The following is a 15,518-nucleotide window of genomic DNA, read 5'->3' as shown; positions in this document are numbered from 1 at the left end:
CTGCGCCTACAGTTGCTCCAGCGCTCAGTACGCAGCACAGCCCGCCCCTGCCGCTCGTGTTAGGACAGCAAGGACAGCGATGCCCCCCACCAACACCGCCTCTTCGGGTCAGCAGCCCGGCAAGTCCGGCAGGAAGAAGGGGCGCAAAGCACGCCTTCTCGTCCTCGTGCTGGTGCTGGCCATCATCGGCGGCCTCGCCTACGGGGCGTACTGGTCCATCAGCACCGTCCGCGCCTCCTTCCCGCAGACCAAGGGCTCCCTCACGCTGAAGGGCCTGTCCGGTCCGGTCGACGTCAAGCGCGACGGCTACGGGATCCCGCAGGTCTACGCCTCCTCGGAGGAGGACCTGTTCATGGCGCAGGGCTACGTCCAGGCGCAGGACCGGTTCTACGAGATGGACGTGCGCCGTCACATGACGTCCGGGCGCCTGTCGGAGATGTTCGGCAAGGGCCAGGTCGACAACGACGAGTTCCTGCGCACCCTGGGCTGGGACCGGGTGGCGAAGAAGGAGTACGACGAGAAGCTGTCGGCCTCCACGAAGAAGTACCTCGAGGCGTACTCCAAGGGAGTCAACGCCTACCTGGAGGGCAAGGACGGCGCGGACATCTCGCTGGAGTACGCGGCCCTCGGCTTCACCAACGACTACGCGCCGCAGGCCTGGACCCCGGTCGACTCCGTCGCGTGGCTGAAGGCGATGGCCTGGGATCTGCGCGGCAACATGCAGGACGAGGTCGACCGCGCCCTGATGACCAGCCGTCTCGGCCCCAAGCAGATCGCCGACCTGTACCCGGCGTACCCGTACAGCCGGAACAAGGCCATCGTCCAGGAGGGCCAGTACGACGAGCTCACCGAGACGTTCGAGGGCGGCGGGGCCGACTCCTCGGACGGCACCGGCACGGGCACCGGGACCGGTACGGGCACAGGCACCGGCAGCGGCAGCGCGCTGGAGAGTCAACTCGCGAGTCTGCAGAACGTCCTGGACGACCTGCCCACCGCCGTCGGCGTCAACGGCAACGGCATCGGCTCCAACTCCTGGGTCGTCTCCGGCGAGCACACCATCACCGGCAAGCCGCTGCTGGCCAACGACCCGCACCTGTCGCCCTCGCTGCCCTCCGTCTGGTACCAGATGGGCCTGCACTGCCGCACCGTCTCGGCCAAGTGCCAGTACGACGTCACCGGCTACACCTTCGCGGGCATGCCCGGCGTCGTCATCGGCCACAACCAGGACGTCGCCTGGGGCCTGACCAACTCCGGCGCCGACGTGACCGACCTGTACCTGGAGAAGATCACCGGCGAGGGCTACCAGTACGACGGCAAGGTCGTGCCCTTCACGACCCGCGAGGAGACCATCAAGGTCGCCGGCGGCGAGCCGAAGAAGATCGTCGTCCGCGAGACGAACAACGGCCCCCTCCTGTCCGACCGCGACGACGAACTCGTCAAGGTCGGCAAGAAGGCCACCGTGAACACCGCGGCGCCCGACCGCGCCGACGGCTACGGCGTCTCCCTGCGCTGGACGGCGCTGGAGGCGGGCACCACGATGGACGCCGTCTTCGCGATCGACCGCGCCAAGGACTGGGACACCTTCCGCGAGGCCGCGGCCCTGTTCGACGTGCCGTCCCAGAACCTGGTCTACGCCGACACCGAGGGCCACATCGGCTACACGCTGCCGGGCCGGATCCCGATCCGCGCCAAGGGCCACGACGGCTCCGTGCCGGCGCCGGGCTGGGACTCCGGGTACCACTGGACCGGCAAGTACATAAAGCCGGACGAACTGCCCTACGAGTACGAGCCCGACCGCGGTTACATCGTCACCGCCAACCAGGCCGTGATCGACGAGGACAAGTACCCGTACACCCTGACCACGGACTGGGGCTACGGCACCCGCAGTCAGCGGATCACCGCCCTGATCGAGCAGAAGATCAAGGACGGCGGCAAGATCTCCACGGACGACATGCGGCAGATGCAGCTGGACAACAGCAGCGAGATGGCCAAACTGCTCGTGCCCCAGCTGCTGAAGATCGACATCGCCGACAAGGACGTGCGCGAGGCCCAGAAGCTGCTCGAGGGCTGGGACTACACCCAGGACGCCGACTCGGCCGCCGCCGCCTACTTCAACGCGGTGTGGCGCAACGTCCTCAAGCTCGCCTTCGGCAACAAGCTGCCCAAGGAGCTGCGGGTCGAGGGCCAGTGCCTGTGGGTCGACCCGGTCAACAGCACCGGACCCGCGGACGAGATCAGCAAGGTCTACGAGTGCGGTCAGCGCGACGCCGGCCAGGCGCAGCCGGACGGCGGCGACCGCTGGTTCGAGGTCGTGCGCACCCTGATGGAGAAGCCGAAGAGCGACTGGTGGACGACCCCGGCGAACGGCACCCGCAAGGGCGCCGACCACAACCGCGACGACCTGTTCAAGCGCGCCATGGTCGACGCCCGCTGGGAGCTCACCGCCAAGCTCGGCAAGGACATCGACAGCTGGAACTGGGGCCGGCTGCACCGCCTGTTCCTGAAGAACCAGACCCTCGGCACCGAGGGCCCCGGCTTCGTGAAGTACGTCCTGAACCGCGGCCCGTGGAAGCTCAGCGGCGGCGAGGCGGCGGTCAACGCCACCGGCTGGAACGCGGCCGGCGGCTACGGGGTGGTGTGGGTGCCGTCCATGCGGATGGTGGTCAACCTCGGCGACCTCGACAAGTCCCGGTGGATCAACCTCACCGGCGCCTCCGGACACGCCTACAGCGCCCACTACACCGACCAGACGGACAAGTGGGCCGCGGGTGAGCTGCTGCCGTGGTCCTTCTCCGCGAAGGCGGTCGAGGGCAGCACGAGCGACACCCTGGTGCTCAAGCCGTAGCGCGGCGCACCGGAACGACCGGAACGAGGAACGGCCCCCACGCGTGCGTGGGGGCCGTTTCCGTCGTCGGGAGCGGTCTCAGCGGAACCTGCGCACCCCCGACGGCGTCACCACCGCGTCCACCGGCCGGTCGTGCGGCTCCTCGGGGACGTGCGCGACGACCTCCCGGTCGTACAGCAGGACCAGCAGCGCGGGCCGCGCGCCCGCCCGCTCCAGCCGGGCGAGGACCCGGTCGTAGGACCCGCCGCCGCGGCCCAGCCGCATGCCGCGCGCGTCGACCGCCAGGCCCGGCAGCAGCACGACGCCGGCCGCGGTCACCGCGTCCGGGCCGAGACGCTCGCCGGCGGGTTCGTACAGGGCCATCCGCCCGCCGTGCCGCACGCGCGCGAGGGAGTCCTCCCCGGCGTAGACGCCCCAGTCGAGGTCGTTGTCGGGCAGGAGCACCGGCAGCAGCACGCGCGTGCCCCGCGCGCGCAGCGCGTCCAGCAGCGCGAGGGTGCCCGGCTCGGTGCCGACGGAGACGTACGCCGCCACGACGCCCGCCTCCGCGACCTCGGGCAGCGCCAGCGCCCGGCCGGCCAGCGCGTCGGCCGCGCTCCGCACGTCGTCCGCCGTCAGAGCGGCCCTCGCCCCGAGGAACTCCCGCCGCAGGGCCCGCTTGCCGGACTCGTCGCAACGTCCGCTGAACGTCAAAGGTGACTCCTGTACCGTACTCGTGTGCTCATGTGAGCAAGGGTGATCCCGAGTTGCGGACCCTCCCAAAGTCACCGGATATGGTGGCGGGCATGACTCAGTCCCACCCCAGGATCAGCAAGGCTGTCATCCCCGCAGCCGGACTTGGTACCCGGTTCCTGCCGGCCACCAAAGCCACTCCCAAGGAGATGCTGCCGGTCGTCGACAAGCCGGCGATCCAGTACGTGGTCGAAGAGGCCGTCTCCGCGGGTCTCGGCGACGTCCTCATGGTCACGGGCCGCAACAAGCGCCCGCTGGAGGACCACTTCGACCGCAACTACGAGCTGGAGTCCGCCCTCCAGAAGAAGGGCGACGCCGGCCGGCTGGCCAAGGTCCAGGAGTCCAGCGACCTCGCCATGATCCACTACGTCCGCCAGGGCGACCCCAAGGGCCTCGGCCACGCGGTGCTGTGCGCCGCCCCGCACGTCGGGGACGAGCCCTTCGCGGTCCTGCTCGGCGACGACCTGATCGACCCGCGCGACCCGCTGCTGCAGCGCATGATCGACGTGCAGGAGCGGCACGGCGGCAGCGTCATCGCCCTCATGGAGGTCGCGCCCGAGCAGATCCACCTCTACGGCTGCGCCGCCGTCGAGGCCACCGAGGACGGCGACGTCGTCAAGGTGAGCGGACTGGTCGAGAAGCCCGACCCGGCCGACGCCCCCTCCAACTACGCCATCATCGGCCGTTACGTCCTCGACCCGCACATCTTCGACATACTGCGCAAGACCGAGCCCGGCCGCGGCGGCGAGATCCAGCTCACCGACGCCCTCCAGCAGCTCGCCGAGACGCACACGACAGCGGCCACCGCCGCGGGGAAGGCCGGCGGCCCCGTGCACGGCGTCGTCTTCAAGGGCCGCCGCTACGACACCGGCGACCGCGGCGACTATCTGCGTGCCATTGTCAGACTGGCGTGCGAACGTGAGGACCTGGGCCCCGACTTCCGGTCCTGGCTCCGCAGTTACGTAGCCGAGGAGATGTAACGACGTTGAGCAGCGCCGCGCCCCGTGACACCGGCCACGACGCCGCCGGGGACTTCGGTCCGGACCGGCTGTGGTCGGTGCAGGACCACCTGGACGACATCCTCGCCACCGTCCGCCCCCTGGAACCGATCGAGTTGAACCTGCTCGACGCCCAGGGATGCGTCCTGGTCGACGACATCACGGTGCCGGTCTCGCTGCCGCCGTTCGACAACAGCTCCATGGACGGGTACGCGGTGCGGGTCGCCGACGTGGCCGGCGCGAGCGAGGAGTTCCCCGCCGCCCTGGAGGTCGTCGGCGACGTGGCCGCCGGCCAGGCCGACCCGCCGTCCGTGGGCCCCGGCCAGGCCGCCCGCATCATGACCGGCGCCCCGCTGCCGCCCGGCGCCGAGACCGTCGTCCCCGTCGAGTGGACGGACGGCGGCCTCGGCGAGGGCCCGGTCACCGGGATGCGCGCCCGCAGCCTCGCCCCCGAGGGAGCCGAGGGGCAGGTCCGGGTGTACCGGCCGGCCGGGGCGCGCGCCCACGTGCGCGCCGCGGGCAGCGACGTGAAGTCCGGCGACCGCGCCCTGGAGGCCGGCACGGTCCTCGGGCCGCCGCAGATCGCCCTGCTCGCCGCGATCGGGCGCGGCAGGGTCCGGGTGCACCCCCGCCCGCGCGTGGTGGTGCTGTCCACCGGCAGCGAACTCGTCCAGCCCGACGAGGAACTGGCCCACGGCCAGATCTACGACTCCAACAGCTTCGCCCTCACCGCCGCCGCCCGCGACGCCGGCGCCATCGCCTACCGCGTGGGCGCGGTCGACGACGACGCCGAGACGCTGCGCAACACCATCGAGGACCAGCTCGTCCGCGCCGACCTGATGGTCACCACCGGCGGGGTCAGCGTCGGGGCGTACGACGTGGTCAAGGAGGCGCTGGCGCACGTCGCCGACGAGGACGAGCCGGGCAGCGGCGTGGAGTTCCGCAAGCTCGCCATGCAGCCCGGCAAGCCCCAGGGCTTCGGCTCCATCGGCCCCGACCACACCCCGCTGCTCGCCCTGCCCGGCAACCCGGTGTCGTCGTACGTCTCCTTCGAGCTGTTCGTCCGCCCCGCCATCCGCACCCTCATGGGGCTCACCGACGTCCACCGCCCGACCGTCACCGCGACCCTCACCGCCGACAAGGCGCTGAGCTCGCCCAGGGGCCGCCGGCAGTTCCTGCGCGGCACCTGCGCCGACGGGTCGGTCACCCCGGTCGGCGGCGCCGGGTCCCACCTGGTGGCGGCCCTCGCGCAGGCCGACGCGCTGATCGTCGTCCCCGAGGACGTCGAATCGGTCGAGCCCGGCACCGAGGTCGAGGTGGTCCTGCTCCGCTGACCCCGCCCGGTTGGCGGTACCGTGTCGCGCACAGCAGGCCCACGCGCCGCACCGCGCCGGGCCGGGACCGGGAGCGCCACACAGCATGAGCACGCAGGACCGACCCCCGCAGGACGGCCAGGACACGCAGGGCCGGCTGACGCACATCGACGAGGCGGGCGCCGCCCGCATGGTCGACGTGTCCGCCAAGGACGTGACCGCGCGCACCGCGCGCGCCAGCGGACGCGTCCTGGTCGCGCCCCGCGTGGTCGAGCTGCTGCGCGGCGAGGGCGTCCCCAAGGGCGACGCCCTGGCCACCGCCCGGATCGCGGGCATCATGGGCGCCAAGCGCACCCCGGATCTGATCCCGCTGTGTCACCCCCTGGCGCTCTCCGGTGTGAAACTGGACCTGTCGGTCGCGGACGACGCCGTGGAGATCACCGCCACGGTGCGGACGACGGATCGCACGGGTGTCGAGATGGAGGCGCTCACTGCGGTCTCCGTCGCCGCGCTCACCGTGATCGACATGGTCAAGGCGGTCGACAAGGGAGCGGTCATCACGGACGTGCGCGTGGAGGAGAAGACGGGCGGCAAGTCGGGCGACTGGAGCCGGTCGTGACACCGGACGCGCCGGTGGGCGGCGCCCTGTCCGCGCCCTACAGCGCCCTGGTCGTCACCGCCTCCAACCGGGCCGCCGCCGGCGTCTACGAGGACCGGGGCGGCCCCCTGATCGCCGAGGGCCTCGGCCGCCTCGGCTTCGCCGTCGACGGTCCCCGGGTCCGCCCCGACGGAGACCCCGTCGAGGCCGCCCTGCGCGAGGGCGTCGCCGCGGGCTACGACGTGATCGTCACCACCGGCGGCACCGGCATCTCGCCCACCGACCGCACCCCCGAGGCGACCCGGGCGGTGATCGACCGCGAGGTCCCGGGCATCGCGGAGGCCGTCCGGGCGTACGGACGCGACAAGGTGCCCACCGCGGCGCTCTCCCGCGGCCTGGCCGGGGTGGCGGGCGGGACGCTGATCGTCAACCTGCCGGGCTCCACCGGCGGCGTGAAGGACGGCCTCGCGGTCCTGGAGCCGCTGCTGAAGCACGCCGTGGACCAGCTGCGCGGCGGTGACCACCCCACGGCGTCCGGAGACGGGGGTGCGAGCTGAACAGCCCATCCTGGCCCGTCGAGCTGGTGGACGGCGACATCGTCCTGAGGCCCATAAAGCTGCGCGACCAGCGGGCGTGGCGCGAGGTCAACCGGCGCAACCGCGACTGGCTGCGCCCCTGGGAGGCGACCATTCCGCCGCCCGCGCCCGGCGGGCCGCTCGCGCAGCGGCCGACGTACCGCCAGATGGTCCGCCACCTGAGGGCCGAGGCGAACGCGGGCCGGATGCTCCCCTTCGTCATCGAGTACCAGGGGCGGCTGGCCGGACAGCTGACGGTGGCCGGGATCACCTGGGGGTCCATGTGCTCCGGCCACGTCGGCTACTGGGTGGACGCGGCGGTGGCCGGGCGCGGGGTGATGCCCACGGCCGTCGCGATGGTCGTGGACCACTGTTTCCGCACGGTCGGCCTGCACCGCGTCGAGGTCTGTATTCGCCCGGAGAACGGGCCCAGCCGCCGGGTGGTGGAGAAACTCGGATTCCGCGAGGAGGGGCTCAGGCCGCGTTATCTCCACATCGACGGCGGCTGGCGCGACCATCTCGTGTTCGCCCTCACCGCCGAGGAGGTCCCGGAGGGGCTGCTGCGGCGCTGGCACCGGTCACGGGACCGGAGCGCGCGGAACACCTCGGGGAATCCAGCCCGGCCCGGCACCGGAATTGAATAAATGTTCGAAATTGATCGGGTCGCGACCACGCGGTAGCGGGTATTTCGCGTCCCTGACAGTCGGCTGGTCGCATCGGTCGCAAAAAAAGTTCGAAATATCAGCCGGATCGTGCGACACACCGGCCCAATTGGCGGATGGCCCCGCGCAAACCCCTCTACCGTGTGAGGCGTGAGCAGCAGCGGCCTCATCTACGCAGTCATCGTCGGGGCCTGGGCCGCCTACTTGGTGCCGATGTGGCTCCGTAGGCAGGACGAGCTGAACGAGGCACGTCCGACGGAACGCTTCAGCACCGCCATCCGGCTGCTTTCCGGCCGGGCGGGCATGGAGCGCCGGTACGCCAAGGACCTCCGGTCGCGCTCCGCCGACGAGGCGGAGCCCGACGCCGACGCCCCGGACGCCGTCACCGACTCGGTGGACGTCCGGGCCTTCGCCGTGTCCCAGACCCGCCGGCACACCCGGCCCGTCCCGCAGGACGCCGCGGAGCGGCCCGCGCCGGACCGCGGCGACACGGACCCGCGCACCGACCGCGCCGGATCCGCGCGGGCCTCCGAGTCCGGCGCCGCACCGGCCCGCAGGCGGGTGCCCGCCGCCCGGCCCGCCCCGGGCTCACCGGCGGCGGCCCGCGCCCGGCGCACCAAGGTGCTCGCCCGCCGCCGGCGCACCACCGTGATGCTCTTCCTGGCCTTCACCCTCGGCTCGGTCGTCGCCGCGGTCGGCGGACTGGCCTTCCTGTGGGCGCCCGGCGTACCCGCGATACTGCTGAGCGCCTACATCGTCCACCTGCGCACCCAGGAACGCCGCCGGTTCGCCTTCCACATGGACCGCCGCCAGGCCGAGGTCGCCGCCCAGCGGCTGCGCGACCGCCGGCCGCGCCGGCACGCCCCCGCCGACCTCACCGGCGACTCCGACGCCGAGGAGCCGGACGAGACGTCCGGCGCCGCACCCGACCCCGGACTCTCCGCGCTCGCCGCGGACCGCCGGGCGCTGGTGGAGCAGACCGACCACGCCGAGTGGGTCGACCAGCAGCGCGAACGGCAGCGCCGGCCCGGCCAGGGCGACAGCTGGGACCCCGTGCCGGTCCCCCTGCCCACCTACGTCACCGCGCCGGTCGCTCCCCGCGCCACCCCCGACGTGGACCTCGCGGCGCCGGACGCGTGGAGCTCGGCCCGCTCCAGCGCCGTCGCCCCGGACCGGACGGACCGGAGGGACGCGGCGGAACGGCCCGCACCGGACCCCCCGGCCGACCGCGCCGAGGACCGGCCCGAGGGCACCGGCCGCGGCGGCGTCCGTCGCGGCGCGTCCGCCCGCCGCGCCCGGGGGCGGGGCCGTACCCCGCTGTTCGACCAGTACGAGGACGGCGACCGACCCCGCGCGGCCAACGAGTAGCGCACCCGGACCGCGCCCCCGCCCGGCCTCCGGGAAGGGATTTTTGAGCAGGCCGATCGGGGTGCTAAAGTTTCACTCGTTGCAAGGGCCTGTGGCGCAGTCCGGTAGCGCACCTCGTTCGCATCGAGGGGGCCAGGGGTTCAAATCCCCTCAGGTCCACGCAGCATGAAGCCCCTGTCAGATCACTGACAGGGGCTTCATCGTGTTCCGGCACCCCCGCGACCGCCCCCGGGTCTCAGCCCGCCGCGCGGACTGACAGCCCCTCACCCGTGCCGCGCCGCAGCGCCACCGCCGCCGGAACCGTCGCCGCGAGCACGGCGGCCACCGCGCACGCACCCGCCACCGCGCCCAGCGCCGGCCAGGGCAGCGCGAGCGGGGCGGACGGGGCCGACGACAGGGCCAGCGCGCCCCGCATCCCGCCCAGGTTCAGGGCAGCCACCACCACACCCAGCACGGTGCCGACCGCCACCACCGCCACCGACTCCGCCGCCACCAGCCGCAGCACCTGCCCCCGGGTGGCACCCGCCAGCCGGAGGGTGCCCAGCTCGCGCAGCCGGTCGGAGGTCGCCATGACCAGGGTGGCCGCCAGCGAGATCACCGCGTACAGCAGGGCGATCCCCAGCACCAGCAGCAGCCCCGTGCGGGCCGTCCCGTCCGCCCCGGGTGCCGACGCCTCCAGCCACGCCCGCCCGGTCAGCACCTGCCCGCCCGGCTGCCCCACCGCCTCCCGCAGCCCCGCCGCCACGGCCCCCGGGTCCGCGCCCCGCGCCACCGTCACCTCCACCCGGTCGACGACCGCGCCCCGCGCGTTCGCCGGGGTGACGTACGCCCCGTTGTCGCCGGTGCCGACCGGCATCACCGCGGCGATCCGCAGCGAGCGCCGGGTCCCGTCGCCGAGCCGGACCGTCACGCGCTGCCCCACGGCGTGCCGCTCCCACTCCTCGTTGACGACGATCGAGTCGTCGTCCAGGTCACCGATCCGGCCGCCCGTCAACGGGATCCGCGCGGTCGCCGCCAGCGCCCCCGGGTCGGCCGCCCGGGCCTCGGAGCGGATCAGGGCCACGCCCTCCTCCACGACGTACACGGCGGTCGGCGCGGTCGCCGAGACGGCCGCCGTACCGGGCACCGCGCGCAGCCGCCGCACCGCGTCCCGGTCGAGGCCGCCGTCCGCCGTCACCACCAGATCGGCCCGCGTCCGCTCCCGGGCCTCGGCCGCCCGCGCCCCGTCCAGCGTGGCCGTCGCCCCGAGCAGCGACCCGGTCAGCGCCACCGTCACCAGCACCGGCGCCGCGACGGACGCCGTGCGCCGGACGGCCGCGGCGGCGTTCTCCCGCACCAGCGTCCCGCCCGCGCCCGGCAGCCGCGACGGCCCCCAGGCCAGCAGCCGGACCAGCGGGCGCACCGACAGCGGCGCCAGCAACGCCACCGCCGTGATCAGCAGCATCGGCCGGACGATGTAGGTCTTGCGGTGCAGCAGGTCCCCCGGGTCGGTCAACAGCGCCCAGGCCAGTGTCACGGCCGCCGTCAGCAGCAGCGCCGCACCGCACACCAGACGGCCCCGGGTCAGCGTCCCGGTGTCCACGGCCGCCTCGCGCAGCGCCTCGGCCGGCCCGGTCCGCCCCGCTCGCCAGGACGCCGCCACCACCCCGCACAGGGCCACCAGCAGACCCGTCCAGAAGGCCAGGTGGTACGGCCACACATGGTCGCCGATCGCGAACCAGCCGGGCGCCAGACCCCGCCCGACCACCCACGCGGCCACCCGCGGGGCCCCGTACGCGCCCAGCGCACAGCCCGTCGCCGACGCGAGGACCCCCAGCAGCAGCGCCTCGGCGGCCACCAGCCGGCGCACCTGGCCCGGTGTCGCACCCGCCGTGCGCAGCAGACCGAACTCCCGGCGCCGCTGCGCCACCGTGAAGGAGAACGTCGACGCCACCACGAACACCGACACGAAGGCGGCCACCCCGCCAGCCGTCCCGAACAGGGCGTTCAGCGCCGTCACCGCCTCCCGGTCCCGGTCCGGCCGGGCGTCCGCCAGCCGGCGCGCCGTACCGGTCAGGACCTGGGCGTCGTCCCCCACCACGCGCCGCACGTCCGCCGCGTCCGCGTCCACCACCAGCTGCGCACTCGGCGGCGACAGCCGTGCCGCGCGGGCGTCCGTCCAGAAGACGGCCCGCTCGAAACCGAGGTCCACCGTCGTGCCGACGACGCGCACGGTCCCGTGGGAGGTGCGCAGCCGCTCGCCCACGGCCGCCCAGCCGCCCGTGACCACCACCTCGCCGGCGGCCTCCGGCGCGCGCCCCCCGCTCAGCTCGTACGGGGCGAAGGCCGCCGTCGACCACGGGTGGCCCACCAGTGCGCCGGGCCCGCCCTCCACCCGCACGGGGAAGGCACGGTCCTCGGTCACCGGACCCAGCGCGTGCAGCGCCGCCACCGTGCCGGCCGGCACCGGGCGGGGGTGCGCCAGCGGCTGCGTCCCGACACCGTGCGCCGTCGGTACGCGCAGCGTGTCGTGCCCCCGCACGACCACGGGCGCCGCCGCGAACCGCTCCGGGGGGCGCTCGGGGGCGTTCTGCGAGGAGGCCAGGGCCGAGCCGGTCACCGCGAGCAGGGCGACCCCGAGGGCCAGGGCGACGAAGCCGCCGGCGAAGGCGGTCCAACGGACGCGCAGGGTGCGCAGGGCGACGGTCAGCACGGCACGGCCTCCTGCTCCGCGGCCTCCAGTACGGCCATCCGCGCGGCGATCTCCCCGGGCGCGGCGGCCGCCAGCTCCCCGTGCACCCGTCCGTCGACCAGGAACACGACCCGGTCCGCGTACGACGCGGCCAGCGGGTCGTGGGTCACCATCACCACCGTGCGGCCGTCGTCGTCGACCATCCCCCGCAGCAGCGCCAGCACCTCGCGGGCCGTCCGCGAGTCGAGCGCGCCGGTCGGCTCGTCGCCGAACAGCACCTCGGGCCGCGTGATCAGCGCCCGGGCCAGCGCCACGCGCTGCTGCTGGCCGCCCGACAGCTCGGACGGGCGGTGCCGGGCACGCTCACCGAGTCCGACCCGCCGCAGCACCTCCCGCACCTCGGACCCGCGCGGGCGGCGCCCGGCCAGGCGCAGCGGCAGGGCGACGTTCTGCTCGGCCGTCAGGGACGGCAGCAGGTTGAACGCCTGGAAGACGAACCCGATCCGCTTCCGGCGCAGCAGCGTCAGCCGCCGCTCGCTCAGCGCGGTCAGCTCCGTCTCCCCGAGCCGTACCGAGCCCGAGGTGGGCCGGTCGAGGCCCGCCGCGCACTGCAGCAGTGTCGACTTGCCCGAGCCGGACGGGCCCATGACGGCGGTGAAGCTGCCGGCCGGGAAGGCGAGCGTCACCCCGTCCAGGGCGGCCACCCGGCCGCCGCCCGAGCCGTACCGCCTGCGCACGTCCCGCAGTTCGACCGCACTGGTCCTGGCACTCGTGATGCCCATGTCCTTCGCCGCCCCCACTCGTCCGGTGTGCTCGTGGGGTCCACGAAACCGCGCCGGCACCCTCCGGGTCGGTGCGGCAGGGGCGAGACTTGGGGTGGGGCCAGGCATACCTCGCCGGGTAGTCCTGCGGGCCTACGGGACCTGGAGGGCCTTCGCGTAGCAGAGGCTGTCCCGGTGGAAGCGGTAGTAGCCGAACTTCTCGCAGGGCTCGTAGCCGCTGGAGAGGTAGAGGGCGACGGCCTCCGGCTGCTTGGTGCCGGTCTCCAGGACCATGCGGGTCCGGCCGGCCGCGCGGGCGTCCTCCTCCAGGGCGGCCAGGATGCGGCGGGCCAGTCCCCGGCCGCGCACCTGCTCGATCACGAACATCCGCTTGAGCTCGGCGTCCCCGTCGCGGTTGCCCTCGTCGTTGGCGTCCTGACTGCGCCAGCCGCCGGAGGCGACCGGGACGTCGTTCTCGTCGTACGCGATCAGGTAGAGGCCGTTCGGCGGCGCGAAGTCCGCTGCGTCGAGGTGCGTGGCGTCGCCGCCGTCGCCGTAGCGGACGTCGTACTCCGCCTGGACCTCGTCGTTCAGCTTCACGGCGTCGGGGTGGTCGAAGGCGACCCGGCGTATGTTCATGCTTCCTACCGTATATTGATACATCGTGCGAAGGGGGGCGTCACCCAGTGTGCAGGTCGCATCATCCGTGCGGAGGATGGCGTGCGCATCGTGGCGGCCCCTAGGATCTCAGGGAGTGCCTGCTCCGTCAGAGGTCACTCGCACCGCTCCCTTCACCGGGGGCGAGTGCCGCGCAGGGGGTTCATCCATCGGGTGAGCTCCACCCCTGTGCGGCATTCGCCGCACTTCCCGATGAATGGAGAGAAAATGAATATCAGAGAGACTGTTGCGCGGCTGTTCGGTCGTGCCGGCAGTGGCATCGAGGAAAACTCAACAGCGAACATGGATTCCTCGACCCGGCCAAGTCCACATCGTTCGGACGGCAACCGAGTCAGGAGGAGGATCGGGATCGGCAAGGTCTTCGGTGGCGTCGTCATGGTCGTCGCCTTGGTCCGAGGTGTCGCCGGTCTGTTGATCGCCGTCGAAGACATTCACGACCGTGGTGGCCTGTGTGCCTTCGACACGATCACCGAGAATGATTTTTTCAACAGTATTCTGTGTGAGTCGCGCGGCGACAATTCAGCCGCCGGGTAAAGTGTAGATATTTTACTTTAAACATATGGTTGCGCCTTTTCTGATCAACTAGGCTGAACCGTCACTCCGGACCGGATCACCCGGGGTGACGGAATTTTATGGCCCAGCCCTCTCGGCTGGGCCTTTTTTCGTGCGCTGCGGGCCTCGCCGCGGTCCTCGACCAGTGCGGCGCCGGCCCAAGGGCCCCTCCCAGGGGTGAACTGCGGCTCGCGTAACGTACGTCTCCGCACACCTGGGAGAGTTTCTTGTACACCGTGACCTCCGTGAACGTGAACGGTCTGCGCGCCGCCGCGAAGAAGGGCTTCGTGGAATGGCTCGCGGGCACCTCCGCCGACGTGCTGTGCCTCCAGGAGGTGCGCGCCGAGCCGCACCAGCTCCCCGAGCCCGTCCGCGCGCCCGACGGCTGGCACGTCACGCACGCCCCCGCCGCCGCCAAGGGACGCGCCGGCGTCTCCCTCTGCACGCGCCGCGAACCCGACCGCGTACAGGTCGGTTTCGGGTCGCCGGAGTTCGACACCGCCGGCCGGTACGTCGAGGCGGACCTGCCGGGTGTGACCGTCGCCTCGCTCTACCTGCCCTCCGGCGAGGTCGGCACCGAGCGCCAGGAGGAGAAGGTCCGCTTCATGGGCGAGTTCCTCCCCTACCTGAAGGGACTGCGCGAGCGCGCCGCCGCCGAGGGCCGCGAGGTCCTGGTCTGCGGCGACTGGAACATCGCCCACCGCGAGGCCGACCTGAAGAACTGGCGCGCCAACAAGAAGAGCTCCGGCTTCCTCCCGGAGGAGCGCGAGTGGCTGGGCCGCGTGCTCGACCCGGCGGACGGCGGCTACGTGGACGTGGTGCGCGCGCTGCACCCGGACGCCGAGGGGCCGTACTCGTGGTGGTCGTACCGGGGCCGGGCCTTCGACAATGATTCAGGATGGAGGATCGACCTCCACGTGGCCACCCCGGGACTGGCCGCCCGGGCCGTCAAGGGATACGTCGAGCGGGCCGCAACGCACGCCGAGCGCTGGTCGGACCACGCGCCGGTGACCGTCGTCTACGGACGCTGACCCTCCTCGGGCCCCGGCCGCAGCCGTCGGTCCAGGGCGAGGGAGAGTTCCGCCTCCACCACGCTGCGGGCCAGCGGACGCAGGCGCTGGAGGTCCTGTTCGGGGGCGTGGCGCGAGATCAGGTCGGCGAAGAGCGCGGCCAGGGCGTCGGCGTGTTCGCGGACGCGCTTGCCGGCGTCGAGGACCGCGGCGAGGGGTATGCCCTCGCGGACCAGGGCGGAGGAGACGTCCAGCAGACGGTGGCTGATGTGGACGAGTTCGTCGCCGTCGGTGCCGAGGTAGCCCAGCTCCATCGCGGCGGCGAGGTTCTCCGGGGTGACCTCGCCCTCGAAGCGGGCGGCGAGTTCCTCGGGCGTGAGGCGGACCGGGGTCTCCTCGGTGGGCTCACCGATGCCGAGCAGGTCACCGACGTCCCGGCCGTGGTCGAAGGCGTCGGCGAGCTCGGCGATGCCGTTGAGGGTGTGGCCGCGTTCCAGCAGGGCCGCGATGGTGCGCAGGCGGGCCAGATGGTGGTCGTCGTACCAGGCGATACGGCCCTCGCGGCGGGGCGGCGGGATCAGCTTGCGCTCGCGGTAGAAGCGCAGGGTGCGCACCGTGATGCCGGCCAGCCGGGCCAGTTCCTCCATGCGGTACTCGCGGGGGCCAACGTGTCGTCCAGCGTCTCCTGCGTCTTCTGCCACGCCGGAAGCCTATGTCGTACCGCCGGTAACTTTCCTTGCCGTGCCCCCTACCCA

General features: G+C 72.9%; 14 protein-coding genes and 1 tRNA gene. 10 read left to right on the top strand and 5 right to left on the bottom strand.

Annotation, left to right across the window (positions count from 1 at the left end; all coding sequences use genetic code 11):
- Positions 1 to 79 precede the first annotated feature (79 nt).
- The gene (locus AC0VYN_RS32450; protein ID WP_475533858.1) at positions 80 to 2,845 is read left to right on the top strand and encodes a penicillin acylase family protein; all 2,766 of its coding nucleotides are present in this window, start codon (positions 80 to 82) and stop codon (positions 2,843 to 2,845) included.
- 78 nt (positions 2,846 to 2,923) lie between these two features.
- Here AC0VYN_RS32450 and AC0VYN_RS32445 read toward each other — a convergent pair whose 3' ends face one another.
- On the bottom strand, positions 2,924 to 3,538 hold the full coding sequence (locus AC0VYN_RS32445) for a 5-formyltetrahydrofolate cyclo-ligase (RefSeq protein WP_475533857.1): 615 nt from the start codon (positions 3,536 to 3,538) through the stop codon (positions 2,924 to 2,926).
- Between the two features lie 92 nt (positions 3,539 to 3,630).
- On the opposite strand from AC0VYN_RS32445, the gene galU reads away from it, so the two are divergent.
- The 7 genes from galU (at position 3,631) to AC0VYN_RS32410 (ending at position 9,250) form a co-directional block, all read left to right on the top strand.
- On the top strand, positions 3,631 to 4,557 hold the full coding sequence (galU, locus tag AC0VYN_RS32440) for a UTP--glucose-1-phosphate uridylyltransferase GalU (protein WP_475533856.1): 927 nt from the start codon (positions 3,631 to 3,633) through the stop codon (positions 4,555 to 4,557).
- 5 nt (positions 4,558 to 4,562) lie between these two features.
- Complete coding sequence (gene glp, locus AC0VYN_RS32435; RefSeq protein ID WP_475533855.1) at positions 4,563 to 5,909, top strand: molybdotransferase-like divisome protein Glp; 1,347 nt, start codon at positions 4,563 to 4,565, stop codon at positions 5,907 to 5,909.
- Positions 5,910 to 5,994: 85 nt separating this feature from the next.
- Positions 5,995 to 6,507 carry a cyclic pyranopterin monophosphate synthase MoaC gene (moaC, locus tag AC0VYN_RS32430; RefSeq protein ID WP_475533854.1) on the top strand — a complete coding sequence of 171 codons (513 nt, stop codon included), beginning with the start codon at positions 5,995 to 5,997 and terminating at the stop codon, positions 6,505 to 6,507.
- The gene (locus tag AC0VYN_RS32425) at positions 6,504 to 7,043 is read left to right on the top strand and encodes a MogA/MoaB family molybdenum cofactor biosynthesis protein (protein WP_475533853.1); all 540 of its coding nucleotides are present in this window, start codon (positions 6,504 to 6,506) and stop codon (positions 7,041 to 7,043) included. The genes moaC and AC0VYN_RS32425 overlap by 4 nt, the downstream gene beginning before the upstream one ends.
- 26 nt (positions 7,044 to 7,069) lie before the next feature.
- A complete protein-coding gene (locus AC0VYN_RS32420; protein ID WP_475533852.1) occupies positions 7,070 to 7,705 on the top strand; it encodes a GNAT family N-acetyltransferase in 636 nt (211 codons plus the stop codon).
- A 168-nt stretch (positions 7,706 to 7,873) separates the two neighbouring features.
- Positions 7,874 to 9,091, top strand: coding sequence for a divisome protein SepX/GlpR (sepX, locus tag AC0VYN_RS32415; RefSeq protein WP_475533851.1), 1,218 nt, complete (start codon positions 7,874 to 7,876; stop codon positions 9,089 to 9,091).
- An 85-nt stretch (positions 9,092 to 9,176) separates the two neighbouring features.
- Positions 9,177 to 9,250: transfer RNA gene (locus tag AC0VYN_RS32410), tRNA-Ala, on the top strand.
- Between the two features lie 76 nt (positions 9,251 to 9,326).
- On the opposite strand, the gene AC0VYN_RS32405 is transcribed toward AC0VYN_RS32410, so the two are convergent.
- The 3 genes from AC0VYN_RS32405 to AC0VYN_RS32395 form a co-directional block, all read right to left on the bottom strand.
- Complete coding sequence (locus AC0VYN_RS32405; RefSeq protein WP_475533850.1) at positions 9,327 to 11,783, bottom strand: FtsX-like permease family protein; 2,457 nt, start codon at positions 11,781 to 11,783, stop codon at positions 9,327 to 9,329.
- On the bottom strand, positions 11,777 to 12,544 hold the full coding sequence (locus AC0VYN_RS32400) for an ABC transporter ATP-binding protein (RefSeq protein WP_475533849.1): 768 nt from the start codon (positions 12,542 to 12,544) through the stop codon (positions 11,777 to 11,779). Before AC0VYN_RS32400 ends, AC0VYN_RS32405 begins: the two co-directional genes overlap by 7 nt.
- A 132-nt stretch (positions 12,545 to 12,676) precedes the next feature.
- Complete coding sequence (locus AC0VYN_RS32395) at positions 12,677 to 13,162, bottom strand: GNAT family N-acetyltransferase (protein ID WP_475533848.1); 486 nt, start codon at positions 13,160 to 13,162, stop codon at positions 12,677 to 12,679.
- 192 nt (positions 13,163 to 13,354) lie between these two features.
- Here AC0VYN_RS32395 and AC0VYN_RS32390 point away from each other — a divergent pair, with 192 nt between their 5' ends.
- A complete protein-coding gene (locus AC0VYN_RS32390; protein ID WP_475533847.1) occupies positions 13,355 to 13,735 on the top strand; it encodes a hypothetical protein in 381 nt (126 codons plus the stop codon).
- Positions 13,736 to 13,980: 245 nt separating this feature from the next.
- Positions 13,981 to 14,784, top strand: coding sequence for an exodeoxyribonuclease III (locus AC0VYN_RS32385; RefSeq protein WP_475533846.1), 804 nt, complete (start codon positions 13,981 to 13,983; stop codon positions 14,782 to 14,784).
- Here AC0VYN_RS32385 and AC0VYN_RS32380 read toward each other — a convergent pair.
- A complete protein-coding gene (locus tag AC0VYN_RS32380; protein ID WP_385462266.1) occupies positions 14,772 to 15,410 on the bottom strand; it encodes a MerR family transcriptional regulator in 639 nt (212 codons plus the stop codon). The two genes, AC0VYN_RS32385 and AC0VYN_RS32380, sit on opposite strands and share 13 nt — an antisense overlap.
- Between the last annotated feature and the right edge of the window lie 108 nt (positions 15,411 to 15,518).

This window comes from Streptomyces sp. 63XJN7_1_ISO-PGPR-S23-121 (assembly GCF_056173025.1).
This window is presented reverse-complemented; position numbering and strand designations above follow the sequence as displayed.

Coding starts and splice junctions, on each gene's coding strand:
- AC0VYN_RS32450 (WP_475533858.1), top strand. CDS start 80: ATGCCCCCCACCAACACCGCCTCTTCGGGTCAGCAGCCCGGCAAGTCC.
- galU (WP_475533856.1), top strand. CDS start 3,631: ATGACTCAGTCCCACCCCAGGATCAGCAAGGCTGTCATCCCCGCAGCC.
- moaC (WP_475533854.1), top strand. CDS start 5,995: ATGAGCACGCAGGACCGACCCCCGCAGGACGGCCAGGACACGCAGGGC.
- AC0VYN_RS32400 (WP_475533849.1), bottom strand. CDS start 12,544: ATGGGCATCACGAGTGCCAGGACCAGTGCGGTCGAACTGCGGGACGTG.
- AC0VYN_RS32395 (WP_475533848.1), bottom strand. CDS start 13,162: ATGAACATACGCCGGGTCGCCTTCGACCACCCCGACGCCGTGAAGCTG.
- AC0VYN_RS32380 (WP_385462266.1), bottom strand. CDS start 15,410: ATGGAGGAACTGGCCCGGCTGGCCGGCATCACGGTGCGCACCCTGCGC.